Below are 25,556 nucleotides of genomic sequence, written 5' to 3' on the forward strand. Positions count from 1 at the left end.
AAGCGTTTTTTTGCTATATATGCATATTGAATCCATTCCTAATGAACACTATAAAAAAACTCAAATTGAGGGATAAGTATGTTCAAGAAGTGGTTTAAGAAACGAGGAGAAAACGAGCAGAAGAACGAGAAACTAGCACTGCCTATTGAATCTCCCGCGCAAATGAATTGGCTCGAAGAACTTTCTCAATCCGCTGATTTCGTAAACGATCATACTTCGACCAACGAGTATGAGCCTTTCTGGGTTTCTTATTATCGGACACTGGTAATGTCTGAAATCCTGCATAGAGATGTCATGCCTTACTTGGCGGGACATTCATCACTTTCTGAATTGAAAAGTAAGATTCCAATTCAGCAAATCATCATAACATCGGATGCCCAGCACATAAAAAAAATGCTGCTGCGCGGATTCGCAGCTATTCGTTTACATAAGAATGATGAGGAATGCCTTCTAGTCAATATTGCCAATACAAAGTTTAGGGATATATCCACACCTGTCATGGAAGCTACTGCCCTGGGATCACAAGCGGGGTTTGTGGAAGAGCTCGATATAAATATAAATTTAATCCGAAAGAGATTGCCTACATCAGACCTTCAGATTAAAGAGCTGCAAGTCGGAGAGATTTCTTCTACAAAAGTAGCCGTCATGTATATGGGTTCTATAGCTAACAAGGATAACATTGAAACCGTCCTTCAACGGATACAAGATATCCAATATGATCATGTTTCAGACAGCGCTTATTTAGCATCCATGATAGAAGATAATTCCAACTCCCTGTTCCCACAGATTATCCCGACTGAGAGAAGTGACCGTACAGCGGCAGCTTTAACGGAGGGAAAGATCATTATCGTTGTCGATGGGTCACCTGACGTTTTGATTGCCCCGATTACATTGGGAGAAGCAGTCAACGCCATGGAAGATTATTATGTACCATGGATCATTGCTAATTTTTTTAGATTGTTAAGGATGGCAGGGCTTTTTGTATCCATCATTCTTACACCCGCATACATTGCGGTTTTGACTTATCACTATGAACTGATTCCATCTAAGCTGCTTGAGTCTTTAGTATCTTCAAGAGCTGCTGTTCCATTTCCGCCGATTATTGAAGTGTTGATCTTAGAAATAAGTGTGGAACTTGTAAAAGAGGCAGGACTTCGCCTGCCAATAAAAGTTGGTTCCACACTTGGCGTAGTTGGAGGAATTGTTATCGGTCAAGCCGTTGTAGAAGCCAAGCTAACAAGCAGTATCTTGTTGATTTTGGTAGGACTTGGCGCTCTGGCCGCCTATACTTCTGCCATCTATAAATTTAATAACACCGTAAGGATTATCAAATACCCCATTATTTTCCTGGCACAATTATTGGGGATTTTAGGAATTGTCTTTGGACTTATCTGTGTCCTGGCCCATTTATTGCGTCTATCCTCCCTTGGCAGACCGTATGTCGGTTTTTATCCTTTTCGTAGAAATATGAATAATGACCTGTGGCTGCGATTACCGTTTTCAAAGCAAAAAACAAACCCGGATAATGCTCGTCCTCAAAGAGTAAATCGTTTTACAAATAATCTTAAAAATCCAGGACCACCGTCTGATTTTGACGAATAACGGAAAGGAAATCGTTCTATGCAGGTGAACATTAGACATCAGGTATCTCCCTATCTCCTTTTCTTTATCATTGTGGCTTCACAAATAGGGATCGGGGTAGTGGGTTTTCATAGAATTATTGCAAAGTATGCCGGCTATGATGCTTGGATCAGTGTTTTAATAGCTGGCGCAGTCACACAATTGATCGTTTGGATCATGTTTCATCTTTTAAAGTCTGCAGGTGGAGATATCGTTGAAGTTCATAAGCAAATGTTTGGTAAGAAAATTGGCGGGGGATTGAGCGGGATCATTATGGTGTATTACACCCTTGCTGCTGTATCCGTACTTCGAGGTTATATTGAGGTTATTCAAGTCTGGATGTTCCCGACACTGCCAACATGGATTTTGGCATCATTGATTCTGTTGCTAACTTATTACATCACTTCAGGTGGATTCCGGGTAATTGCAGGGATCTGTTTTGTAACGGTTATCTATTCCATAAGCTTTTACACATATATTTTTCATCTGCCTAATGCATATACACATTGGGATAACCTGCTGCCCGTATTTGATCATTCCTTCATTGACTTATTAAAGTCAGCGAGGGCATCAAGTTATTCATTAGCAGGATTTGAGGTCTTGCTTATGGTTTTTCCTTTTATAAGAAACGTTAATAAATCGCAAAAATTTGCACATCTTGGATTGGGTTATACAACCATTCTTTATACGATATCGGCAGTAACAACATTCCTTTTTGTTAGCGAAAAACAATTGGATCACACCATTTGGGCAAGGTTTTATATCATTAAACTGCTCCGCTTTTCTTTTATAGAAAGGTTTGAATATATTCTGATTTCCTTATATCTGATTAATATTGTAGCTATCCTGACCTTATTGTTTTGGGCTTCGAGCAGAGGGATGAAATTGATCATGAAAACAAAACAACGAAATACCTTAATACCCCTCTTGTTAGTCGTTTTTTTACTTTCTGAATTAATTAATGACCGTTATGTGCTTAACCGATATATCGATTCTATAGCACAGGCTTCAATCGGATTATTTTATTTGTACATCCCTCTCCTCTGGATTCTTTTCATACTGAAAAAGAGGAGGGAAGAGAGATGAGGATATATTATTTTTTTATGGGGTTGATTATGGTCTACCTTTTAACGGGCTGTCAGGTGGTTCCATCCGTAAATATTAATGAAATCAGTATGGTTCAAGGATTGGGATTTGATAAGGCAGAGGGGAATAAAATGCTTGGGACTATTCTTTTCCCAGAATATAAAATGAACGAATCATCAACTATACGAGTGCTAAAAGCTGAAGGGGAAACGGCTCGTAAGATTATTGACAAATCAAAAAATGAAGTGGAATACCCATTAGTGAATGGACAGCTGCGTACCGTTTTATTCGGCAGGGAAATGGCGGAGGAAGGTATTTATCCTCTAATTGATACATTCGGCAGGTCACCTTCTATTGGAAACCTGGTTCAATTAGCTGTCGTGGACGGAAAGGCTACGGAACTTCTTTCCATGAAAACAGAAAGTGAAGCGAATATACCGTTATACCTGCAGGAAATGCTTGAACAAAATATTGAAGATGGGGAGTTGCCCTCATCAGATTATACTGTTTTTACTTACAATTTTTATGATGACGGCACCGATCCCTATTTACCATTAATTAAAAAAGTGAAAGATAACATTAAAATAAACGGGTTAGCTGTATTTGATAAAGATCAATTAAAAATAACTCTTCCCGTCAATGATATGTTTATCTTTAAAATCATAAAAGAAAAATTTATTATGGGGGCCCATCAATTTAAGTTGAATAATGATGAATTTGTAGTAATCAGTAATGTTAAAGCATCCCCAAAATACAAGGTAACAGTAAAAGACAGCATTCCCGAATTTCTCATTCAAGTCAAAATGAATGCTAGGGTTCTGGAGTACACAAGTAAAAAGCACACTACCGTTGTACCAAGGGTTAAAAAATTTGAAAAGGAAATTACAAAGAGTATTGAAAGAGATGCGGAACGAATCATAAAAACTTTCCAAGAGAATCGTGTAGACCCATTAGGATTAGGGGCACAATATGAAGCTCACTACCGGAATTTCACCTTAAAGAAATGGGAGGAAATGTATCCTGATGTGTCCGTGAACGTTCAAGTGAAACTAAACATTGTCCATACTGGGATTGTGGAATAAATAAAAGGACTTTCCGTTTTGGAATGTCCTTTTTTATATGAGTTTATTGATTTGAAATGAATTCTTTTATGAATTGATTCAGTTCATTCGCAGCTTTTGTAGGAATTTGATGTTTCACATGATCAATGATTTTTAATTGATTGTGCTCTAATTTTCTATGAAGCAGTTTGGCATACGGATGGAACTGATGATCTTTTTTCCCGTATACGAGCAGAACTGGGAGATTGATGGTATGGAGCTGATTTGTACAATTGTATTTTAAACTGTACGCATAGTACTGCTCGATATTTATTGCGTTGCCCTTTAATGACGATGTTAATAACAGCTGAAACATCTCGTTATTATTTGAGTTCGTTTTGGAAACAGATAACGCAATGAGCGGTACGGCATCTTGTGCAGCTAGAGATCTCCCCAACTCTATTTTATCTTTTAAGACACCATATGCTTCAGACATACCGCTTACGATAATTCCGCCAAGAGCACGTTCCGATAATGTAAGTAAAAACTCCAAGACAATTGAGCCGCCTGTGGAGTAACCGCATACGTAGGTTTTGTCTATTCCGAGATGATCCAGGAGCTGCTGAATATCTTCTGAGATTAAGGGATAAGTGAGTGGTACGCTTGAATAATAACTTTTACCGTGGCCTCTAATATCAAAAGTGATCACCTTGTAGCTTTTGGATAATTCGTCTACCTGATAAGTGAAATTTTCAGATGTAAGGAGGGGAGGGTGAATAAAGATGATAGGCACCCCGTCTCCTTTTACACGGTAATATAAAGAAACGCCATCTGCTGTTTCAAAGTAAGCCATCTTTAATGAGGCATATTCCCTTGGTTGTTTGGCTGTGGAACTTGAGCATAACTTTGAAGCATCGCCGTCATATCCTGATCTTTTAATTGAGGAACCTGATAATATCCATGTTTATTTTGATAAAGGAATATCTCGTAGCTCATTTCAATGAAGTTTGGAACACTATCTGCGACAACACGGCGTAATACAGGGTTTGTCATCTCGAGTGCTGTCATTGCTAAAAGAGTAGCTAATGACTTTGTGTTTCCTAACATGTACGCAGATAATCCTTTGTCTGAAAGGTCGTTCACAGACTGATTTGGCTTTTTCGGCTGGCCCGGTTTGATTCCATAAACAACATCATTGTTTTGGTTCATTTTATATTGCTGAGTCGGAACTTTCGGGTCTTGTCCAGTACTGAAGCAATCAACGATTGTATTGTACATTTGGGTTACAAATGCGGACTGCCGATGATTAATATCTTTTAAAATCGGGTCCTTAATGTGCTGGTCATACATTTGATATTGATCAAGCATGCTAATAATGCCAGCAATGATTTCATGTGCATCAAACAACTCATGGCCGCCATGGTTTTTATTCAAAGCTTGATTTCCCATCATATTTTGCGGCATTTGAGTCCTGTTTTGCATTTGATTTTGATTTTGGTTAGGCATATGGCTTCCTCCTAATATTTTTATTACGTCATTAGGATACCTAGTTTTAGATCAATCATGTGTACAAATCAAAAAAACTGGCTCATTTTGGTTGCAGTTACAACCTTTCTGAGCCAGTCTTTTTTAATTATTGTTTACTTCGTCATCACGCATCAGCCAGCCTTCAAAATGGCGTTTCACATAGTTTTCAGCTGCTTGAAAACTATCAAACGTCTCTTCGACTGGATGTGTTTTATGTGTGATCAGCCAAGTTTCGTTATCATCTGAGTAGATCTTTGAAACGTCCTGGTATTTATTCACGTACATGGTTCCATCTGGGTTTTCTTTAACGTTTTGTTCGTTCTTCGGAGCATCAATTCTGCGCGCCTGTTCTTGGAAAGCTGCTACAACAAACTTCTCAAATGCTTCTGGTGTCATTGTTCCTCCAGATGCTTTAGGATGTCCGCCGCCTCCATACTGCTTCGCGTAAATCGAGCAATCCACTTCTTCATGAATGGTACGTAGTCCAATACGTTTGTTTGCGATGTTCAAGATCACGATTAGATCTAAGTGAGGATTCTCACGGTTGATCTCGTTGCCGAGTTCTGAATGATAACGTTCAGCATGCAGAATACCGATCTTGTAAGTCTTCTCTTCAGATCCTTCACCTAAAGACCAAGTGTCCCAGATCTCAACCATTTGCCGCTGCTTTTTCTTAATGTAATCAGCAATATTTTCTTCTTCTAAATCAAGGATCGTTGTTTCCGTTTCAGAGAACTCGAATGAGTCACCCTTTAGGCGTTCCATGATCTGTGCTTCAAACTTATCCGGAGGAAGAATGAAGAATAGGTCATTAAGACGTTTTGCTTCAACCTTTTGATCAAACCATTCCCACGTGTCATAAAGTCTGACTAGCTCTACATATTCTTTTAGAGCGCCTGTGTCTTTCAGCTTGCCGTTCTCCAATAAATACTCATAAAAAAGTGAAGTTGCGCAAGTCAGGCGATCATCGTCATAGCGAACTTGAACATGTCCCCAGTCAAATCCGTTAAAGTGAAGTGCTGTTGCATGGTGGTCGATCAGTTTAACTTTTCCACCAGCATTGGAACGTTCGTCGAGACGCATCATTAATTCTTCGTTTACAGCGATATCTGTAATAATAATTTCTGTTTTTCGTTCTTTTGGGTTATCCAGAAGCTGTTCCACACGGTCGTTGATCGTTCCATGTGAACAATAAGAAATTTTGCAGTTGTCTCCAAATGCTAGCTGTGCCAAGTAGCCGCACGATTTACCGTCTAAATCATTGTGTGAAAATAAATGAATCATGTTAGTATCCTCTCTATTTTGCTCTCTGTCTAGAGTATCGTCATAATGCGGAAAGTTCAACCTAAAAAAACATTTACAAAAGATGGAATTAGGTAGAAAATGGTAGTAGAACATTGTTACATACAAATTGGGGGTTTTTAAATGAAGGATTTTCTGAAAATATTTCAGAACCGGAACTTCAGGAAGCTTTTTTTAGCTGGATTTACATCAATGATGGGAAGCATTATCGGTGTTACAGCATTTATGTTTTATTTGCTGGATAAGTTTAGCGAACAGCCGTTTTATGCGACGCTGGCAGAGTTGATGTATTCACTGCCTACATTAGCAGTCTTTTTTATTGTTGGTGTGCTTGCCGACAGGATGGACCGTCAGAAGATCGCTTTATATTGTGACTGGATTTGTGCTGTTCTTTGTTTGGTATTGATGGGTGCAATATGGCTGGATTGGATGCCGTTAATATTCGCGATTCTATTTTTGCGAAGTGCCGTCGGCAAGTTCTTCTTCCCAGCGGATCAAGCCATGGTACAAGGGATTTTGTCAAAAGATGAATATGCGATTGCTGCAGGATTAAATCAAATGGTTGGAAGTATGTTCATGCTATTCGGAAATATGCTTGCGATCTTTATTTATTGGAGTGTCGGTATTCAAGGAGCAATCGCTTTTGACCTTGCTACATATGTGATATCAGCATTGTTAATTATGAGCATGAAAGTGAATGAAGAAGTGCGTTTGCCTAATGGAAAACATAAGTTTAAAGATATTAATATCGGGATGGTATGGAAAGATTTCGGTGCAGGCTTCTCCTATATAAAGAACTCTAAATTGCTGATGTCTTTAATTTTTGGTTTTTTCTTGTTTGGTGTAGTAAATGGCGGATTATCGGTCATGCCAGCATTTATCATGAAATACAAACTTGCACCTGAAAATTATGAGCAAATGATGATGTGGATGGGTGTTGTGTTTGGTGTGTCAGTCCTAGCTGGGAGTGTAATTTGTTCGATGCTTGCTAAGAAGATAAAGCTCTCAACGGCTATTATTATTGGTCTTTTTGCAAGTGGTTTAGCAATTGGTCTTTGTGCCTTAGCTGAGAACATTTGGGTTTTCTTTATTTTTACCGCTCTAATGGGGCTTGGTATCCCGCTTGTAAACATTGGTTTAGGCGGATGGCTGCCAAAAATCGTGGATCCAAAGATGATGGGACGTGTTCAAGGTGCAATCACACCGATTACTATGCTTTCACACACGGTCACACTTGCGTTGATCGCAGCGTTTTTTCCTAAATTTTTATCGGTTGAAGCGCTATTCTGGGTAGTAGGTGGAGCACTTTTCATTGTTGGCTTGTTCTATATGTTCACATTGCCTAAATATGATGTTGAAGAAACAGAAGAAACAACTGATATGGATCTGAAAGAAAAAGTACCAGTGTAAAGCTGGTGAAAGTAACGAACCCCTTATATAATGAAAAGCGGAGGGGAAGTTATGGCATTATTTCAAAGTATTCTATTTTGGTTTTTTATTATTTTGCCTATCGTTCTTTTTATCGTGGCCATCGCCAGGACATCGTGGGTGTTAATGTTTGTGAACTTGTTATTAACATTGCCGTTAGTTTGGTTTGTAGGCTGGATTACGGAAAGATATGGTGCAGTATTAGTTGTGATAGTTATTCATCTCATCACAGGTGGTTGGCTGTGGGTGAAAAGGCAGCGAATGGATTTTAGATATTAGTATGAGAAGGTTTCTGCAGAGTTCAGTGTATGCAGAGCCTTTTTTTTATTTAGAAAGCTGTTTTCGTAAACATTGTTGCTATTGTAAGTAGTTGATTTCCGCTCTAGGATGCTCGCTTGCCGCGGGGCGGGCGGTGAGCCTCCTTGACTGCGTCATTAGGAGTCTCACCTGTCCCACTGATCCCGCAGGAGTCTCGCACCTTGCACTCCAATCAACTTGTCAATGAAGAGAGAGATCAAAATACTTAAAAGCCTTATAGAGTAGTCCCTTTAATTTTAAAAAACGACCGGCTGGGATGGCCGGTCTCGCTGGTGGGGAGGTTAGTCGTTGGAATATCTAACCTGTATTCAGAATAACACGAACAAGTGTTCTTGTAAACTTTTTTGTAGTCTATTTTTTCCAAAGTATTGAAAAAGTCGTTCCTTTTGGTGAACTTGACTTCATAACGAGTTCTGCACCCAAGGCTTTTGCAAGCATTCTGCTAAAGGGTAACCCTAGTCCAAGTCCTCTGACTTTTAACTTTTTCTTTTCACCTCGGAAGAAACGTTCGAAAATATATGGCTGTTCTTCTTCAGGAATGCCTGATCCTGTATCATGAACATCGATTGTTTTCTTTGATAGGGATACAGTAATTGAGCCATCCTTTCCAAGTGCTTGATAAGCGTTATTTAAAAGGTTGATCAAGATCTGCTGTAATCGAAGCGGGTCAGTTTCTCTGTATACAATTTCTTCGGGAACGATCAGCATGATCTCAAAATCCTCATTCAACGTGATTTTCCAGTGATGTACAATTTCTTTCAGAAGTTCATTCATATTGGTTTCTTCCGTTCTGATAGAAAACGCTCCGGCTGAAAGGTAGTTGTAATCAAGGAGATCTTCAATCATTCTTTGTAATCGGTGAACTTCTTTCATCGTAATCTCTAAAAATTCTTTCTGTTCATCGCCAGAAACAATCTCGTCCCTTACAGCCTGAACGAGGCCGCTGATTGAAGTGACAGGTGTTTTTAGGTCATGAGTAACACCTGCTAGCAGTTCTGCGCGAAGAGTTTCGAGCTGAGTCAGCCTGTTCGTCATCTCTTCAAAAGATGTTAATAATTCATGGATTTCCTTTTCTTTGGCATCATCCGTGTTTAAATTGATATCGTAATTGCCATCTCTGATCTGGGAAGCAGCAAATGCCACATTGTGAATCGGTTTTAAAATTTTGTTAGTCAATAGATAAATGACGATCCATCCGAGCAATCCCAACCCGATCAGTAAGATAATTGGCAATCGGTATTCTTGCTCAACATCTGTTAATTCTGAGGCGTTTTGCACGACAAGAACCCAGCCAGCTTGATTGTTTTCATAGACAATCGGCTTTTTCACTGCATATACACGGGTATCATTTAGTTGTAATTTTTGTACCGTTTTATTATTTTCTAAAATGTCAGAAGGGATCTTCTGGAGATTATGAAATTGATGTTCTTTAGGCATAAGTCCTTTATGAAGAGGTTTTGAATTTAGGACATTGCCATCCATATCTGTTATAAAAAACTCTGGCGGTCTGTCCATTTGAAGGACTTTGGCTCTGTCATCGAGTTTCTTGTTGAATAGGTTGTAGTCTTTATTTCTGTCTGTTGATGCGATTCGGTCTGCCGTTTCAGCTGCCACATATTCCATGAGGGTTAATCGGTTCTCAAGGGTGGTATGTCTGATCCACCATAAAGAAGAGACGCCAAGGATCAGCAGTCCGATGAAAAGGGTAAACAAATATCTTGTTGTCCAATACCTTAACAATGTTGTGCGCTCTTTATTTTTCATAGACACAGAACTGATACCCCAATCCCCTAAGTGTACGTATTTCTCCTTGTGAACCTGGCCATGATGCCAATGCTTGTCTGATTCGTTTTATCGCTAAGTCTACTGCGCGTTCACTGCCGTCATAGTCTAATCCCCAAACTTGCTCGATCAAATTGTCTCTCGTAAATGTCCGGTTTGGTCTTCCTGCTAAAAAGAAGAGCAGGGAAAGATCTTTCGGTGTAAGAACTACATGTTCGCCATTTATTTTGACAACATGAGAATCCAGATTAAGGCTAAGTGATCCATATTGCTTAATATTATCTGTCTCTAAAACATTTGCAGATCGGCGCAATACTGCATTAACCCTTGCAATGACTTCTTCTCCGATGAAGGGCTTTGTTATATAATCGTCTGCGCCTTGGTTCAATCCTTTTAAACGGTAATCGATGTCTCCAAGAGCAGTCAGCATGATAACGGGACAAGAGCTGTTTTCGCGTATTTCTTGCAGTATGCTCCAGCCATCTCGATCTGGGAGCATTACATCCAATAGTACGAGATTAGGAGTATGTTCAGTAAACATATGAAGTGCCGATTTACCATCAAATGCCTGAAGCACTTCATAGCCTTCATGTTTTAAGTACACGGTCAAAACTCTTGAGATGGTTTCTTCATCTTCAACTAACAAAATTGTTCTCATGGCAGCTCCTCCTATTATCCATACTATACTTGAAAAATCCCCAGTTTTATAGACTGGGGACTTGATGAAAATTTAAATTTCATTTCCGGTTTCAGCAGGACTTTCTTCGTTTAGTTGCGGCTGTACATCAGCTGATGGAGGAGCGTCTGGACCAAATCGTTTTCCGCCTTCATGATGCTTTCCTTTACCATGATGACCACCTGGGCCAAACCCGCCTTTTCCAAAAGGTAGGAAGATATCATCACCGCGCAATGCTTCAAGCTTATCCGCATCTTTCTCTTGGATCGCTTCAATTAATTCGCGAGTTGATTTGTCTTTTGTAGTGATGCCTAGTTCCTTTGCCAGGTTCTGCACTTTTTTCTCTTGCACTTCTATCGCAATTTCAGGAATCGCTTTCCCGTCGATTGTGATATTCAGTATTTTAGCTTCTGCTTTAACTTTTGCAGACATTACCTCATGAGCCAGTTCTCTCATTTCCTTACCGTCTGTCGATATTCCTAACTCTTTCGCTTCTTTCTTAATCGATGCAGTCATCACTTCCTGTTGAAGGGTTTGAAGGTCTTTTCCGTCTATTGAGATGCCAAGTTCCTTCGCTTGTTTGTTAAGTGAAGCTTGTCTGATATCTTGTCTCAATGTTTCAGCATCTTTTCCATCTGTTGAAACACCAAGTTTCTTTGCTTCTTTTTTCAATTGAGCTAAGTGAATCGCATCGTGCAGTTCACTAGCATCCTTATTGCTTGTAGAGATTCCTAGATTCTTCGCTTTTTTCTTAAGTTTTGCGAGCTGTACTTCTTCAGCCAAAGTTTCAACATCTTTTCCGGAAGTCTTAATTCCTAATTCTTTCGCTTCCTGTTTGATTTGCTCTGTACGAATTTCTTTCATCAGCGTTTCTGCGTCTTTACCACTCGTACTGATTCCAAATTCTTTTGCTTTTGCAAGTAAATCCTCTGAGTCTCCTTTTAAGAAGCCACCTCCAAAATGGCCGTGTCCTTTCATCTTCATCTCCCATTTTTTCGATGATGACTCTGCAGAAGCAGTCTGATCGTTGTCTGCTGCAAGGGAAGTGGTTGCATAGCCTCCTGCTAATAATGCGCCTGCGATTGTAAAACCGATTACTGATTTTTTCATGAAATGTTTTCCTCCTGGATGGTTTTGAGTAGTTTTTTCTAAAGGTTCGAACCTTGTACATTTAATGTAACCACTGAAGATGTCAGCACAATGTCAGGAGAAAGAAAATAAAAAAATATATTAATCATTTTTTGAAAGCAAAAATGAAGCAAGCATTTCCAATCAAATAAGGACAATTTCATTAAAAGTATAAAGAAGTAATGTGTCAGGAAGATGTCAAAAGGGAAGTATGGGTCATATACCTTGCCGATTTTTATGTAAAAGGCATACACTATATTTTAAAACACAGTATTCTGATTTGTTAGGAAGGGATTGTAGTTTTGTGAGTTATTTATATGATGCATATATAAAAAATGAAACGCAGCAGAAGTGGTTTAGCAAAATAGATATTTTGGCTAGTAAGTTTGCAGAGCGAGCTGATAAACATGACCGTGATGGCAGTTTTCCGTTTGAAAATGTAGATGAGCTTAAAAAGGCAGGATACCTGTCGTTAACGATACCGAAAGAGTTTGGCGGAGAAGGGCTGAGTTTATATGAGTTTGTACTTTTACAAGAAAGAATCGCAGCTGGAGATGCAGCAACAGCATTGTGCCTCGGATGGCATCTTGGCTGTTTTCTCGAACTAGCCGAAGAGCGAACGTGGAAGGAAGAGACGTTCCGTTTATTATGCGAAAAAGTAGTAAACGATCAAGCCCTTGTAAATCGTGCGGCATCTGAACCTGCGACAGGCAGCCCGACACGCGGCGGGATGCCGCAAACAAAAGCTGCCGGGCAAGGTGATGACTGGGTGATCAATGGTACTAAGACTTTCACATCAATGGCGCCTGCATTAGATTATGCCATTGTTTCTGCACAAATTGGTGGCACGGGGAAAAAAGGAAACTTCTTAATTGATATGAAGCAAGAAGGGGTATCTATAGAAGAGACGTGGGATACAGTCGCAATGAGGGGAACCAGAAGCGATGACCTCGTTATGAAGGATGTAAAAGTTAGGGGAGATGCTCTAGTTGAAGAAGAACGCGGGAAACTGGATCTGCCAAAAGCGTGGCTTCTCCACATACCGGCTTGTTATCTTGGCGTAGCAGTTGCTGCAAGAAATGAAGCAGTGAGCTTTGCAAAAAGCTATAAACCGAATAGTTTGCCGGGAGCTATTGCGGAGGTTCCTGAAGTTCAACGCAAGATCGGTGAAATGGAGCTCGAACTCTTTAAGGCAAGAGAGCTTCTATATACAACGGCTGCAAAATGGGTGAATGAGCCTGAATCGAGAATGGAAATGGGACCTTCACTCATGGCAGTTAAGCATGTGGCAACGAATTCGGCTGCAAAAGTAGTAGATCTGGCGATGCGGATTGTGGGAGCAAGAAGCTTGGCCATGTCGAGTCCGTTGCAGCGGCACTATCGAGATGTGCGTGCTGGACTTCATAACCCGCCGATGGATGATATGGTAATCAGTTCACTGGCGAAGAGAGCTTTAAATAAATAGCTGTAATTTGCACTTAAACGTGCAAATCTACCGTATCGACAATTTTCAAAGCCTTTCAGCTCATCATGGAGCTGGAGGGCTTTTTTGCTGTTCGATAAAATGGGGAGGGGGTATGTAAAGGGGCAGGATTTGTCGAGGATTGTAGACTCGTGGATAAACAGATGAAACTTTTTGATTGAGGGCTAAAACTCGTGGATAAACTGGCCGAATTTCTGGATTGATGCCGCTTTTTCTGGAATCAAACTCTTGGATAAGACTGAATACCCCTTAAGGGATCATCTGAAAACAGTTTCGACACCCGAAACTGCACCTGATTTGAACGTTTTACGATGTGTTCAACCTGACTTGATTAGTTCTTTGTGAAATCAGCTTATTTTCCGAGTGGAAATTGAAATATCCCTTCTAAAAATAATCAGAAGGGACATCCACATTATGAAGTATTATACCCTACCTCTGTTGAGGCTCGTAAAAGCAAAGGTTATTTCCGAAGGGGTCTCCAATCCTGATTTCCAAATGGCCATGAGCGGTTTCTAATCCAGGTCTTGCATACTTGTATTTTTTCGAAAGCAGTTTATTGTGCAGCTCTTCAATTTCTTCAACTTGTATTCGAATTTTGATGCCAGGGCTGGAATCACCATAATGTTCTGAGAGATGCAATTGGCAAGAACCTGATGACACTTGCATATATAAAGGATAATCTTCTTCATACCGGTGCTCCCAGTCTAGGTGAAACTCCAAAAAGTCTAAATAAAATTCTTTTGCTTTTTCTACGTCAAATATTCGAAGGACCGGAGTAATGCTCTTTGCTTTAATCATGTAAAGAGGCCTCCATTTTGTTTTTTAAGAGTTGTTTTAATTGTTTTAGGTTTGTTACAAAGAGTTCTTTCAGAGCCCAATCTTTATAGGGAGAAGGGATTATTATGTCTTCCACATCTTTTTCACTCTCAGCTAGCCTCTTTACGTCTTTTATGTATTGAATAATTTGATAAAAATCTGATTTTGTACCTAATGGACCATGTCCAGGTACGGCTGTTTGAATATTCCAGGTACTCAATTCTTGCAGCGTATGCATCCAGTTATCCAGATTGGATTCATCAAAGAACGAAGGATGTGTTTGGACGAATAATAAATCTCCCATAAAAATGACTTCATCTTCTGGTATATATAAAAACGCATCACAAGGCGAATGACCAGCACCTCTTGTAAAAAGCTGAGCTGTCCGTTCAGTACCATGAATGGTAAAAGCTTCAAGGAACGTACAAGAAGGGAGAGTTAGCGTCAAGGTTGGCAAGGACGCTAAGATTTCTTGTAAAAAATGAATCTGTGTAAGTGTCTTTTGAACTTTTGTCTCGTTATATTCGTTTTGTAACTTTTGTATGTAATTTTCTAATCCAGCGATATCTTGCTTCTGTCCCCTAATACGTTCAGGCTGAGTGTCCTTCATTTTTTTGTAGGTTAACTCACTTGAAATCAGGTTACTGGACGGGAAAACCTGATTTCCGCGAATGTGGTCTCCATGGTAATGACTGTTCATAACCCAGGAAACAGACCTATTTGTCATCTCTTCTGCACACTTCTTTAATTCCAGTGCTGCTTGCTGTGTATTGAATGTGTCAAATACGACAGTTTTATCACCCAAATCTATGAAACCTGCATTTCCAACGGCACCGCCGCAATCCTTAGCAATCGCTGCATATATACCTTCTTTTACTTTATGAAGTTCAAAATGTTTATTTTCAGTCAGAATCATGTAATAACCTCCTAACATTAAATTTTCTCTTCCTAACCTGCAGATCCCTTTCTGTTTATGAAGGATTTTTATTCCAGAAAAAAGAATTGTAAAGGAAAGGGAGGACACTATGAAACTATGCGGTGTTCTTTATGGGATGCTGATCATTGGGCGGCTGTGATTCAATTTATAGTTTATTAAAGGAGGGGCAATCAATTGAAAGAAAAACTAATACGAGTAGGTACTACGTATGTGCCAGTTCGGAATCCAAACTTATCAGCTAAATGGTATGCTGAGAAACTGGGAGCTGAAATTAATTATCAGGATGAAGACAAAGCAATAATTAATCTAGCTAATCAAAGCTTTTTTCTTGTGAAGGCGAAGCAAAACGAGAATACTAACTTCACAGATTACAAAGGCAATGAAAGGTTTAGTTTAACGTTTGAAGTCGACGGAATTGATATCCTTTATAAATTGCATGAGGAATTTAAAGGTCAAGGCATAGAAACTGGTGAAATTGAGGACCGCGGTCATGCGGGGGAGAATTTTGTTTTCAGCGATCCCGACGGAAACAAGTTTGATGTATGGAGTGAATTAAGTCCTGTATTTAAAAACATGCGTGCTTCTTTTTATGAGGAGGTTTAAAAATGAGATGGGTGACCGGCATTATCTTCTCTTTTTTAGGCGTTCTGTTGTTGACGCAAGGTCTATCTCTAAGAGCGATTGGAGAGGAAACCGTAGACGGTGATGGTATCGGCGTTTATTTCTTAGGAATGGAAATCAATGATAAAGTGGCAACCGCCGATATACCGACTTACGCTAATGGCTTTTTAGGAACAGGCACGATTCTTTTGCTTCTTGCTGTCTCACTATTTGTTATCCTCCTAAAAGAAAAAAACACATTCAAACCGATTCGAAGAAAAAATCATGCTTGAGTTTTATGAGAAAAGGGAAATTTCATAGAAAGAAAATAGGGGAACCAGGGATGAAGTCTCAAGGTTCTTTTTTCTTTCTAAAAATGTGCTGAGGAGGTGAGAGTATGAAAAAGAGACTTGTGCTCGTATTCATTTGCGGGTATTTATTGCTTGGTCCTTCCGCAATAGCATTGTCTCCTACAATCGGTGATAAAGCTGTGAACCTGTCTCACTATACTCCGATCAGCACGACAATCGTCAGCAATGAACACGTGTTATAAGATAAACAAAACCCGCTCCAGTAAATGAGCGGGTTTCTGTATGCACTTATCGTTTTCCGCTTAATCCGTACATCACAAATTCAACGATGTGTTCAATCTCTTTATCATCATCCCACTCCTGGTTAGGAAAAAGAAGGAAGCGGGGGAGAATGTAACCGATGATGCTTGAAGCTGACATGCGTATGATGGTTTCAGGAGGCAAGTCAATGATTTCTCCCTTTTCCTGAAAGTGCTCAATGATTTTCTTAAACTTCCCGTATACGTGCTCATTGAAAAGCTTCTGATAGGGTTCGCGAAGCTCGTCGTGAAACGCAATCTCTTGAATGAAAATTTTTAATACCGAGAAATGTTTTTTTACGAACTCCAGACGATTCTTCGCGATCATTCTTAAGAAATCCTCGTAATGCTCATACTCCTTCTCAAAGACTTCTTTTGCAAAAGTTTTTATAAAGAAAGGAGCTGCGAACTTTGCCATTGTCGGCGTAACGATCGCTAAAAGAAGTTCCTTTTTCGTTTTGTAGTGGCGGAAGATCGTACCTTCAGCAACCCCTGCTTTCTTTGCGATTTCACTTGTGGATGATGCTGCAAATCCTTTTTCTGAAAAAGTATCAATCGCCGCTGCTAATATTTTTTGCTGCTTTTCACTAATGACAGTGTCTTCGGTGTCATTCATCAGCTCTTTAATCCATTCTTGATCGGACATGAGTGTTTCTCCTTTAAACGTACGTTTCTTTTATTATAGACACATTTTTCATCAGTGGACAAACGGTTACAGCTTTCTGTGTTTTTTTAACGCCAAAACGTTTAATACCATAAAGAGCAACGAAAAGCCGGCGAGAACAAGAACTTCATCATAGATCTCTGACCATCCGCCGCCTTGGATCATTACGTCGCGAATCGCCTGACCACCGTAAGTTAATGGCATGAGATAGCTAAGCGGCTGGAGCCAGTCAGCCATGGTTTCGATGTTAAAGAGTCCTGAGAAGAACACTTGCGGAACGACGACAAGCGGTATGAACTGTATCATCTGCAGCTCGTTTTTTGCAAAAGCTGATAGCAGTGTTCCAAGTGAAAGAGCTGTTACAGCAAGCATGAGTGTGATCAAGATAACGAACCAGATGGAACCTGCCATCATGATATCGAGAACATAGATCGAGAACGAGACGATGATTGCTGATTGGATAATGGTGAAAATCCCGAAACCTAAAACATATCCAGCAACCATTTCCCAGCGGCGCATCGGTGTAGCAAGCAATCGTTCCAGCGTGCCTGTCGTTCTTTCGCGCAAAAATGAAACACCAGCGATCAGGAATACGAAAAAGAATATGAAGAATCCGATTAGAAACGGTCCAATGTAGTCGAAGGATTCCATATCAGCCGATCCGTGCAGGTAGTCGATTTCTGTTTCCATCGAGTTTTGCTGATTGCTTTGCGGAGTCAATGACTTCAGCGTTTTTTCCACAGTCATCATAACCGCTTTGTTAGCTGTTGGATTGCTGCCTTCCAGCGTGATTTTCGTTGATGGCGGGTTGATCTCAACGATTGCATCCAGTTTTTCATTCTCTAAGTCTTCGGCTGCTAGTTTTTTATTTTCATAGGCTGTAAAAGAATTATCAGCCTTCTCGAGTTGTGAAGCAATCTGTTCTGTACTGCTTATTACAGCGATCTCAGGGTCATAATCATTTCCAGAAAAAACGAGATTAACAAGCGATAAGATGAGTAATGGTGCCAGGAACATCATGGCAAGCGTTCGTTTATCCCGGATGAACTGCCGGATAATCCGTTTTACTAAGGCTCTAGTTCTCATTTCGGACACCTCCGTAATAAAGAAAAGCATCTTCAATCGTTGCACTGGCTGTGGATTCTTTCAGCTGCTGAGGCGAGCCTGAAGCTATTAATCTTCCATCACGCAACATACCAAGCTGGCCGCATTTCTCTGCTTCATCCATCACGTGTGTCGTGACAAGTATCGTTGTACCAGCGTCACTTAGTTTGTAAAGTTCGTTCCAGATTGACTGGCGAAGAACAGGATCAATTCCAACAGTAGGTTCATCTAGTATTAAGATCTCGGGTTCATGAAGAAGGGCTGCAGCTAGTGATAAGCGTCTTTTCATTCCTCCTGAGTATTGATGAACAGGCTTCTTTAAAAATTCAGTAAGGTTTACTAGGGAAGCAGCGTGTTCGATACGTTCTTTTTGCTTTTGTCCTTTTAAACCGTAAATGGAAGCGAAGAATTCCAGATTTTCTTTGCCGCTCAATTCAACATAAAGTGCGTCAGATTGAGCCATAAAACCAATGTGCGTCATGTTATGAAGATTAGGCATGAGTGTGTCGAGTACTTTAATGCTGCCTTTTGTTGGAGTTTCAATCCCTGCAATCATTTTAACGAGAGTCGTTTTCCCGGCACCGGATGGACCTAGTAATCCGTAAATCTCATTCTTTTCAATGTTAAACGAAATATTTTCTAAAACCTGCTGTGAACCATAGTTTTTTGATACATCGGATACGTGTATAACAGCGTTCATATGGAACCTCCTTAATGGGTAACTATAAGAAGTGAGTAATCACTCATTTTCTATTTTTAGCATATGTGAGGGGATAGAAAGTTGTCAAGTGAGTACTCACTCATTTTTTCGACATAAAAAGAGATCCCCGGAAAATAAGGGATCTTCATATGTTTGAGGGGGTATTCATCGTTCTAAACGTTACTTAATAACCAGTACTGGACATTCAGCTTTTTGAACCACGTAATGGCTGACACTTCCTAAGAACAATTCTTTCACACCGCTTAACCCGCGGCTGCCGATCACTATTAAATCGATTCCATTTAAGGATGCATAGTGGGTAAGTACGTTTCCTGGGTGTCCTTCAATCGCTTTTGCAACGATTGGGTGATCTGTTTTTAGGCTGATTTCTGTTTTGACATTCTGGATGATCGCTTCGTTTCTTTCTTTTAATTCGTAGGATGCTTGTTCAACAGGATAGTTTGCGTACGTATATACCATCGTATAAACAGGCTGGTAAACCGTGACAAGGTGAAGTTCAACGTCTTTTCTTTCGTTCGCAAATTCCACTGCAAAGTCTAATGCTTTTTGGCTTTCCTGTGATCCGTCATAAGCAACAAGGATGGTTTGTATGTTATTCATCTTAAATCCTCCCTACACTTTTTATATTTTGGAACTGATTTAAGCATAAGGTGTTAGAAGATATTTGTATGTGATAAATATCACAAACTTTTGCTATTTGAATGAGTCCCTTTTTGGAGTCTTTGATGCTATTAGGAGACGTTGATTTCCACTCCAGGATGCTCGCTTTCCGCGGGGCGTGCGGTGAGCCCCCCTAGGCTAATCAAGCCTGCCGGGGTCTCACCTGTCCCGCTGATCCCGCAGGAGTCTCGCACCTTGCGCTCCAATCAACTCTTCAAAGATGTACATTGAAAAAATATCCAAAAGCAACAATTTTAGAAAACAACCTTGAAATAATATTGACGAAAATTTCTGGAAAAATCATAATTAACCTATATTACAAGAAATGAGGGGTTAAAGATGTTAAAAAACAATATTAGCTATGTTCAAATGATGATGGTGCGGAAGGGTTAAATTTTGTTAACAATGACCCTCCGTGTAAAAACACTAATGGGGGAATTAATTTATGTCTTTTAGCAATTATGGAGAGCTTTGTACAGAAGTTTATGATCTTACAAAAAAAGTTGGACAGTCTTTTGGCGGGGACATCGAGTACTACACGAGCAGACTGAAGGAAAGCGGCGGACGCACCTTGGAGGCCATGGTTGGATCCGGCCGTGTAATCATTCCGCTATTGGAAGCAGGACTTCACGTTGATGGAATGGACTATTCTGCTGAGATGCTGGCTTCTTGTCAAAAGCGAATCGACGCCAAAGGATTATCTGCTAACCTTTATCAAAGTAATCTTCAGATACTCGATCTGCCTCAAAAATATAAGAATATCATAATACCTGGAGGCTCATTTTTACTGATTGAAAAGCGAGAAGAGTCACGTCAGGCATTGGAGCAGATGTATGAAAATCTTGAGGATGGCGGCCGTTTGATCTTGGATATCTTCCTGCCGACCGATAATTTCGAAGCTGGAAAAGTGCTTCGTACATTAACGGTAGACTGCCCGAACGGGGACATCATTACAATGGAAGATAAGCTCGTAGAAGTGAACTTCTTCGAACAGTACAAAGTATCCTATCTGAAATACGAAAAATGGCGTCAGGGAAGTCTTATACAGACAGAACTGCAGCGTTTTGCAATTCGCTGGTACGGAATTGAAGAACTAAAGCTGATTATGGAGAGCGTTGGTTTTAAAAATGTTTCAGTGAGTGCTGACTTCGAGTATGGAAAGAAACCGACTCACGCCCGTCAAAGCTTTGTTTTTGAAGCAACAAAATAAAGAAGAAAAACCATTTGCTTTTATGAGCGAATGGTTTTTTATTCGAAAATTATTACTGTTTTTGTGTTTTCTGATACCGATACTGCTGCCATCTAAAACGGATAAAGCAGCCAACGCAAAATCCTAATATAGCGATGAATGATGCAGCTGCTACCATTGCAGTTGCTGCTACAGCGAGCACAGTCCAATTCAGTGTGTATCCGATGAATCCTATAGCTAATAGGGTAATGGCGATAAGCTGGTTAAATTGCTGCTGATCTTTTTCTTCAGGTATATATTCAGATGGTTTCTTTTTCAAAAATAATGCTGCAAACCTCATCACCGGATTAAAGTTAAAGAACATTCCAAGTAATCCTGCGATAAGCGGTAATAAAAGAATCCAAGCTTGACCAGTGAGCCATGTGGCTGCAACTGATAAAAAAATAAACCATTGATTCGTGCGGACTAAAGGTCTAGGGATAGAAGCGGGGCTGTTTGTCATAGTAATTCCGACCTTTCTTATAGGTTTAGTTATTATAGTGTAAGTGTATTCGGTCGATATGTGAAGTGTTAAGCACTATTAAATTTAAGAAGGGGATTATAACGGATAAAAAGAATCATTTATAAGAGGTGATACGGATGAAGATAAAAAGAGATGATACAGAGGTCCATTTTCAATATGCTGAGGAAATCCGTGAAAAGCTGAATCAAGACACGTTTGCCCAGTGGCTTGGAATTGAACTGACAGAAATGGGGCCAGGGAGTGCAGAGGCTGAGATGACGATAACGGAGAACATGCTGAACGCACATGGAACAGCGCATGGAGCAGTGCTTTTTGCGATCGCCGATTTTGTGTTTGCAGTGGCATGTAATTCATATGGAAAAACATCGGTTGGGCTGTCGGTGAATATCGGTTATTTAGCAGCTTGCCAAAAAGGGGATAAAATAACGGCAAAAGCGAAGGAAATCAAGCGGAATCATCGCACATCTTGGTATGAAGTGACGGTTGAGAACGAAAAAGAGATAGTAGCACATCTGAGTGCGCTTTCCTACAGGAAGAATGACTATTTTGTAGGAAGCGAAGAGGAGTAGCGGGGAATAATCACATAAAAAGTTGTGATGATCACATAAAAATCTAGTTTAATCACATAAAAAACGCTGCTCATCACATAAAAATTCGCTATCATCACATAATTTGGTTTGTTTTACCATTTTAAGAAACAGAAAACGGAGTGAGGCACTTTCGCCTTCACTCCGTTTTTTTATTTCTGCAAAGTTTTCTTGATATATTTGATCGTCTTTCTTAAATCCTCGGCAGTCGGCCGGCCAAAAGGTCCCGTCTGAATATCGAAGTAAAGCACACGTTTTTGGTCATCAACTAAAAACAGTGCCGGTTCACCGTGTTCGCCGTGATCTTCATACAGCTGACCTGTATGATATTGGACACCATAGGGTTCTGCAGCCGCTCTCTCAGGATCACTGAATACAGGGAAAGAGAGAGAATGAGTTTCCTTCATTTTATTCAAATTTTTCGATTCATCGGTCGAAATCGCTAGTATGTGTGTGTTTAATTCATTAAAGGTGTCGATGTTCTGCTCAAGCTCTTTTAACTGATCGTTACATACCGGACACCATTCTCCCCGAAAGAAAACGAGCAGATGGAAACGATCATCTTTCTCCAGGTGCTGATGAAAAGAAAACGGTTCTCCAGTCTCGCTCTTTAGAGTAAAATCTGGTGCCTTATCGCCTGCTTTTAACATATAACATCCCTCCAAATCATTAGACTCTTCTTTAGGTATACCTCTAATCATGAGATTTAAACCATTTGTCCAAACAACCTGTATTATGAGTAATAGTACTGTGAAAATACCATTGAAAGAAAATGAAACATTTAAAAAAAATTCCATTTCAAGTAAACAGTATTCCTAAAAGCGGTACTCAGCTTTTGCTGCAAGCTTATAAGGAATTCACCAACTTGAATAAACAATTTTTTCGTAAAACTTGTAAAAAAAAGCTAATAGAATTAGGGTATCGTTAAACTTTTGGATTAATAAAAATAGTCCCCGACTCTAGGTATATTCTACGTCTCTATGTAAAAAGATTCAAAAAATGAAAAGTAATTACAATGACTTTATTCCTATTTTAAGTTAAAACTTTTAAAAATTAGTAGTATCTATTTGTTTTTGCTAGAATAGTAAAATTTTTCTTTATTTTCAGTTATTTCACCCCTATATTAGAAATTGTCGACGACAACAAAATTTTAAGGAGTGAAGTAAATGTTTAAGAAGATTGCCACTATGGCAGCAGTACTACCATTAGTTGTATCTCTTGCATCACCGGCTTCAGCGGCGAAAAGTACCGAAGTAAAGGCGAATGTAACTCCTCAAGAAATTATCGTAAAATTTAAAGATGGTGTTTCAGACTCCAAAGCAAAGTCACTAGCAGTTAAAGCGAAAGACGAAGTAAAAGAAAAAGGTTCGAAATTCCACGTGATTAAAGTTAAAGAAGGAACAGTGGAAGAAGCTATTGCAGAATATGAAAAGAGCGGAGATGTAGAGTACGCGGAACCGAACTATACATACCACATTTCTTGGACTCCGAATGATACGTACTTCTCAAATGGCGTTCAATGGGCACCTCAAAAAGTTAGCGCACAATCTGCTTGGGACATCACGCGAGGATCTTCATCTGTAAAAGTGGCGATCCTCGATACAGGTGTTGATTACAACCATCCTGATTTAGCAGGTGGAGTTATCAAAGGCTATGATTATGTAGACAACGATTGGGATCCAATGGACCTTCATGACCATGGAACTCATGCTGCTGGTATTGCGGCAGCCACTACAAACAACGCTCGCGGAATTGCAGGTATGGCTCCAAACGTCATGATCTATGCCGTTCGTGTACTTGATGCAAACGGAAGCGGATCTCTTGATGACATTGCGAATGGAATCTATCATGCTGTTGATAACGGAGCTAAAGTTGTTTCTATGAGCCTTGGTGGACCAAGTGGATCAACTTCTTTGCAAAACGCAGTAAACTATGCAACATCTAAAGGAGCAGTTGTGGTTGCAGCGGCAGGTAACGAGAACACATCCGCACCTAGCTATCCGGCCTATTATTCTGGTGCGATCGCTGTAGCAGCTACTGACCGTAATGACAACCGAGCTTCTTTCTCTAACTATGGATCTTGGGTGGATGTAGCTGCTCCTGGAGTAGATATCGCTTCTACGGTTCGTAACGGCGGCTATGCTTATATGTCTGGTACTTCAATGGCTTGTCCGCTTGTTGCAGGAATTGCTGGTTTACTAGCTTCCCAAGGACGAAGCGCAGCAAACATCCGTGCAGCCATTGAAAACACTGCTGATTATGTGCCTGGGACAGGTTCTTACTACTCAAAAGGGCGTGTAAACGCAGCTGATGCTGTTCGCTACTAATCTATAAAAGTAAAAAGGCTCTCAAGAATGGACTGCCGTCCAGACTTGAGAGTTTCTTTTATCCTAATAGTTTTAAAAGACTAGTAAAAAATGTCGAAGCATAAGAGGAGGGTAAGGATGAATGCTTATGTTTCTTTTGCATAAATTGTCGATGTAGACATAATTCCTTATTTTAAAAATGGGACTTGTGGAAACTTTTAACAGTTTGCTAGAATAGTGATAATAGTACCCTCAGCGAGAATCTTTATTCTTTTTTCTTACACTAAAAAGAAAGGAGGTTCCCATCATCTTCGGTAGTTTCATCATCTCATTCAACCATCGAGTCAGACATGAATTTTTGCAACCCTAGTATAACCAAATGATTCAGTAATCTTTTTTATTAAAAAGGAGGCAAGGATCATGAGTGAAATTCGTTTAATTCCCTTTGTGCTGGAAGATGTAATGGAAATATCGAAAGAGGAAATTCCATACGGTGTTGAAATGATCAACGCTCCTGCTTTTTGGCGTGAAGGTGAAAAAGGACAAAGTGTTGTGGTATCTGTTCTCGATACAGGCTGTGACACGAGTCATCCCGAACTCGCTAATCGAATCGCAGGCGGGCGGAATTTCGTAGAAGGAGAAGAAGGCGATTATACGGATGCGCATTACCATGGAACACACGTTGCAGGTACGATTGCAGCAACGCTAAATAATGCAGGTGTTGCAGGCGTTGCACCGGACGTGAAGCTGCTGATCTGCCGGGTACTTGGTAAAGATGGAAGCGGAACGTATCAGGGGATTATTGATGCCATTGATTATTCGGTAAAATGGCGCGGTGAGAACGGGGAGAGGGTACGTGTGATCTCGATGTCACTCGGTGGACCAAACGATGTTCCTGAACTTCACGAAGCGATTCAAAGAGCAGTTTTGGAAGATGTTCTTGTAGTCTGTGCGGCTGGAAATGAGGGGGACAACAAAGAAGATACAAACGAACATGCTTTTCCTGGAGCTTATAAAGAAGTAGTACAAGTTGGTGCAGTAGATGCCAAAATGAAGCTGGCTCCTTTTTCAAATACAAATGATGAGATTGATCTCGTAGCACCAGGGGTTGATGTAATCTCGACCTATCCTGGTAATAAATATGCCAAGCTGTCTGGAACTTCGATGGCAACACCGCATGTTTCAGGTGCAGCAGCTTTACTGATCGAACGAGAGGAAAAACTGTTTGGCCGCGAGCTCTCTGAAGCAGAAGTTTACGCTCAGCTCGTTAAAAACACATTAAGTATCGGATTGACGAAGAAGGCAGAAGGAAATGGATTGCTTGTCTTAAACGCGCAGGAAAAAGCGGTGTGTGATAAGGATACGTATCGAGCAATGAGAATTCCGATGGAAACGGCAGCAGCCAAAGATCCAGATTCGTGAAGCAAGCCCGTTTCTAGGAAGAAAGGG

The 25,556-nt window shown here is 40.1% G+C and carries 27 protein-coding genes; 13 read left to right on the forward strand and 14 right to left on the reverse strand.

Translation table 11 applies throughout. The features are described 5' to 3' along the window. Nucleotides 1–78 precede the first annotated feature (78 nt). Genes ACFQ4X_RS03800 through ACFQ4X_RS03810 form a run of 3 tightly spaced genes read left to right on the forward strand, consistent with a single transcriptional unit; the run spans nt 79 to nt 3,788 of the window. Nucleotides 79–1,602, forward strand: a complete 1,524-nt coding sequence (locus ACFQ4X_RS03800; protein WP_379833229.1) for a spore germination protein — start codon at nt 79–81, stop codon at nt 1,600–1,602. An 18-nt stretch (nt 1,603–1,620) separates the two neighbouring features. Next, a complete protein-coding gene (locus tag ACFQ4X_RS03805; protein WP_379833230.1) occupies nt 1,621–2,706 on the forward strand; it encodes a GerAB/ArcD/ProY family transporter in 1,086 nt (361 codons plus the stop codon). Further along, the gene (locus tag ACFQ4X_RS03810; RefSeq protein ID WP_379833231.1) at nt 2,703–3,788 is read left to right on the forward strand and encodes a Ger(x)C family spore germination protein; all 1,086 of its coding nucleotides are present in this window, start codon (nt 2,703–2,705) and stop codon (nt 3,786–3,788) included. The genes ACFQ4X_RS03805 and ACFQ4X_RS03810 overlap by 4 nt, the downstream gene beginning before the upstream one ends. A gap of 43 nt (nt 3,789–3,831) precedes the next feature. On the opposite strand, the gene ACFQ4X_RS03815 is transcribed toward ACFQ4X_RS03810, so the two are convergent. The 3 genes from ACFQ4X_RS03815 to ACFQ4X_RS03825 form a co-directional block, all read right to left on the reverse strand. Next, nucleotides 3,832–4,599 (reverse strand): alpha/beta fold hydrolase, encoded by a 768-nt coding sequence (locus tag ACFQ4X_RS03815; protein WP_379833232.1) that lies wholly within the window; start codon nt 4,597–4,599, stop codon nt 3,832–3,834. A gap of 2 nt (nt 4,600–4,601) precedes the next feature. Continuing rightward, nucleotides 4,602–5,252 (reverse strand): spore coat protein, encoded by a 651-nt coding sequence (locus ACFQ4X_RS03820; protein WP_379833233.1) that lies wholly within the window; start codon nt 5,250–5,252, stop codon nt 4,602–4,604. Between the two features lie 123 nt (nt 5,253–5,375). Continuing rightward, nucleotides 5,376–6,557: a DHH family phosphoesterase gene (locus tag ACFQ4X_RS03825; RefSeq protein WP_379833234.1), complete on the reverse strand. Its 1,182-nt coding sequence runs from the start codon at nt 6,555–6,557 to the stop codon at nt 5,376–5,378. A gap of 141 nt (nt 6,558–6,698) precedes the next feature. On the opposite strand from ACFQ4X_RS03825, the gene ACFQ4X_RS03830 reads away from it, so the two are divergent. Next, a complete protein-coding gene (locus ACFQ4X_RS03830) occupies nt 6,699–7,985 on the forward strand; it encodes an MFS transporter (protein WP_379833235.1) in 1,287 nt (428 codons plus the stop codon). A gap of 51 nt (nt 7,986–8,036) precedes the next feature. Next, the gene (locus ACFQ4X_RS03835; protein ID WP_379833236.1) at nt 8,037–8,282 is read left to right on the forward strand and encodes a hypothetical protein; all 246 of its coding nucleotides are present in this window, start codon (nt 8,037–8,039) and stop codon (nt 8,280–8,282) included. A gap of 390 nt (nt 8,283–8,672) precedes the next feature. Here the strand turns inward: ACFQ4X_RS03835 and ACFQ4X_RS03840 are convergent, their stop codons facing one another. The 3 genes from ACFQ4X_RS03840 to ACFQ4X_RS03850 all read right to left on the reverse strand — a co-directional run bounded on the left by ACFQ4X_RS03840 (nt 8,673) and on the right by ACFQ4X_RS03850 (nt 11,889). Continuing rightward, nucleotides 8,673–10,085, reverse strand: a complete 1,413-nt coding sequence (locus tag ACFQ4X_RS03840) for a sensor histidine kinase (protein ID WP_379837026.1) — start codon at nt 10,083–10,085, stop codon at nt 8,673–8,675. After that, complete coding sequence (locus ACFQ4X_RS03845) at nt 10,075–10,761, reverse strand: response regulator transcription factor (RefSeq protein WP_379833237.1); 687 nt, start codon at nt 10,759–10,761, stop codon at nt 10,075–10,077. Before ACFQ4X_RS03845 ends, ACFQ4X_RS03840 begins: the two co-directional genes overlap by 11 nt. A 72-nt stretch (nt 10,762–10,833) precedes the next feature. Then, entirely contained in the window at nt 10,834–11,889 is a 1,056-nt protein-coding gene (locus ACFQ4X_RS03850; RefSeq protein WP_379833238.1) for a hypothetical protein, read from the reverse strand. Between the two features lie 322 nt (nt 11,890–12,211). On the opposite strand from ACFQ4X_RS03850, the gene ACFQ4X_RS03855 reads away from it, so the two are divergent. Continuing rightward, nucleotides 12,212–13,372 carry an acyl-CoA dehydrogenase family protein gene (locus tag ACFQ4X_RS03855; RefSeq protein ID WP_379833239.1) on the forward strand — a complete coding sequence of 387 codons (1,161 nt, stop codon included), beginning with the start codon at nt 12,212–12,214 and terminating at the stop codon, nt 13,370–13,372. A gap of 447 nt (nt 13,373–13,819) precedes the next feature. Here ACFQ4X_RS03855 and ACFQ4X_RS03860 read toward each other — a convergent pair whose 3' ends face one another. Further along, nucleotides 13,820–14,188: a glyoxalase superfamily protein gene (locus tag ACFQ4X_RS03860; protein WP_379833240.1), complete on the reverse strand. Its 369-nt coding sequence runs from the start codon at nt 14,186–14,188 to the stop codon at nt 13,820–13,822. Beyond that, nucleotides 14,181–15,122 carry an MBL fold metallo-hydrolase gene (locus tag ACFQ4X_RS03865; protein WP_379833241.1) on the reverse strand — a complete coding sequence of 314 codons (942 nt, stop codon included), beginning with the start codon at nt 15,120–15,122 and terminating at the stop codon, nt 14,181–14,183. Before ACFQ4X_RS03865 ends, ACFQ4X_RS03860 begins: the two co-directional genes overlap by 8 nt. Nucleotides 15,123–15,317: 195 nt before the next feature. On the opposite strand from ACFQ4X_RS03865, the gene ACFQ4X_RS03870 reads away from it, so the two are divergent. The 3 genes from ACFQ4X_RS03870 (at nt 15,318) to ACFQ4X_RS03880 (ending at nt 16,296) form a co-directional block, all read left to right on the forward strand. Then, complete coding sequence (locus ACFQ4X_RS03870; RefSeq protein WP_379833242.1) at nt 15,318–15,746, forward strand: VOC family protein; 429 nt, start codon at nt 15,318–15,320, stop codon at nt 15,744–15,746. Nucleotides 15,747–15,748: 2 nt separating this feature from the next. Beyond that, nucleotides 15,749–16,036, forward strand: a complete 288-nt coding sequence (locus tag ACFQ4X_RS03875; RefSeq protein ID WP_379833243.1) for a hypothetical protein — start codon at nt 15,749–15,751, stop codon at nt 16,034–16,036. Nucleotides 16,037–16,140: 104 nt separating this feature from the next. Then, entirely contained in the window at nt 16,141–16,296 is a 156-nt protein-coding gene (locus ACFQ4X_RS03880; RefSeq protein WP_379833244.1) for a hypothetical protein, read from the forward strand. A 46-nt stretch (nt 16,297–16,342) separates the two neighbouring features. On the opposite strand, the gene ACFQ4X_RS03885 is transcribed toward ACFQ4X_RS03880, so the two are convergent. From ACFQ4X_RS03885 to ACFQ4X_RS03900, 4 genes are all read right to left on the reverse strand, one after another. Continuing rightward, nucleotides 16,343–16,999, reverse strand: a complete 657-nt coding sequence (locus tag ACFQ4X_RS03885; protein ID WP_379833245.1) for a TetR/AcrR family transcriptional regulator — start codon at nt 16,997–16,999, stop codon at nt 16,343–16,345. A gap of 66 nt (nt 17,000–17,065) precedes the next feature. Continuing rightward, entirely contained in the window at nt 17,066–18,103 is a 1,038-nt protein-coding gene (locus tag ACFQ4X_RS03890) for an ABC transporter permease (protein WP_379833246.1), read from the reverse strand. After that, nucleotides 18,093–18,821, reverse strand: coding sequence for an ABC transporter ATP-binding protein (locus ACFQ4X_RS03895; protein WP_379833247.1), 729 nt, complete (start codon nt 18,819–18,821; stop codon nt 18,093–18,095). Before ACFQ4X_RS03895 ends, ACFQ4X_RS03890 begins: the two co-directional genes overlap by 11 nt. A gap of 180 nt (nt 18,822–19,001) precedes the next feature. Beyond that, nucleotides 19,002–19,442 carry a universal stress protein gene (locus tag ACFQ4X_RS03900; RefSeq protein WP_379833248.1) on the reverse strand — a complete coding sequence of 147 codons (441 nt, stop codon included), beginning with the start codon at nt 19,440–19,442 and terminating at the stop codon, nt 19,002–19,004. 505 nt (nt 19,443–19,947) lie between these two features. On the opposite strand from ACFQ4X_RS03900, the gene ACFQ4X_RS03905 reads away from it, so the two are divergent. Beyond that, complete coding sequence (locus ACFQ4X_RS03905; protein WP_379833249.1) at nt 19,948–20,712, forward strand: class I SAM-dependent methyltransferase; 765 nt, start codon at nt 19,948–19,950, stop codon at nt 20,710–20,712. Nucleotides 20,713–20,764: 52 nt separating this feature from the next. On the opposite strand, the gene ACFQ4X_RS03910 is transcribed toward ACFQ4X_RS03905, so the two are convergent. After that, the gene (locus ACFQ4X_RS03910; RefSeq protein WP_379833250.1) at nt 20,765–21,193 is read right to left on the reverse strand and encodes a DUF4395 domain-containing protein; all 429 of its coding nucleotides are present in this window, start codon (nt 21,191–21,193) and stop codon (nt 20,765–20,767) included. Nucleotides 21,194–21,330: 137 nt separating this feature from the next. Here ACFQ4X_RS03910 and paaI point away from each other — a divergent pair, with 137 nt between their 5' ends. Then, nucleotides 21,331–21,783, forward strand: coding sequence for a hydroxyphenylacetyl-CoA thioesterase PaaI (paaI, locus tag ACFQ4X_RS03915; protein WP_379833251.1), 453 nt, complete (start codon nt 21,331–21,333; stop codon nt 21,781–21,783). A gap of 170 nt (nt 21,784–21,953) precedes the next feature. Here paaI and ACFQ4X_RS03920 read toward each other — a convergent pair whose 3' ends face one another. Then, nucleotides 21,954–22,451, reverse strand: a complete 498-nt coding sequence (locus ACFQ4X_RS03920; protein WP_379833252.1) for a peroxiredoxin family protein — start codon at nt 22,449–22,451, stop codon at nt 21,954–21,956. Between the two features lie 516 nt (nt 22,452–22,967). Here ACFQ4X_RS03920 and ACFQ4X_RS03925 point away from each other — a divergent pair. Then, nucleotides 22,968–24,128, forward strand: coding sequence for a S8 family peptidase (locus ACFQ4X_RS03925; RefSeq protein WP_379833253.1), 1,161 nt, complete (start codon nt 22,968–22,970; stop codon nt 24,126–24,128). A 399-nt stretch (nt 24,129–24,527) separates the two neighbouring features. Then, nucleotides 24,528–25,529 carry a S8 family peptidase gene (locus tag ACFQ4X_RS03930; RefSeq protein WP_379833254.1) on the forward strand — a complete coding sequence of 334 codons (1,002 nt, stop codon included), beginning with the start codon at nt 24,528–24,530 and terminating at the stop codon, nt 25,527–25,529. The last annotated feature ends 27 nt before the right edge of the window (nt 25,530–25,556 follow it).

This window comes from Fictibacillus halophilus (genome assembly GCF_042680145.1).
Taxonomy (GTDB): Bacteria; Bacillota; Bacilli; order Bacillales; family Fictibacillaceae; genus Fictibacillus; species Fictibacillus halophilus_A.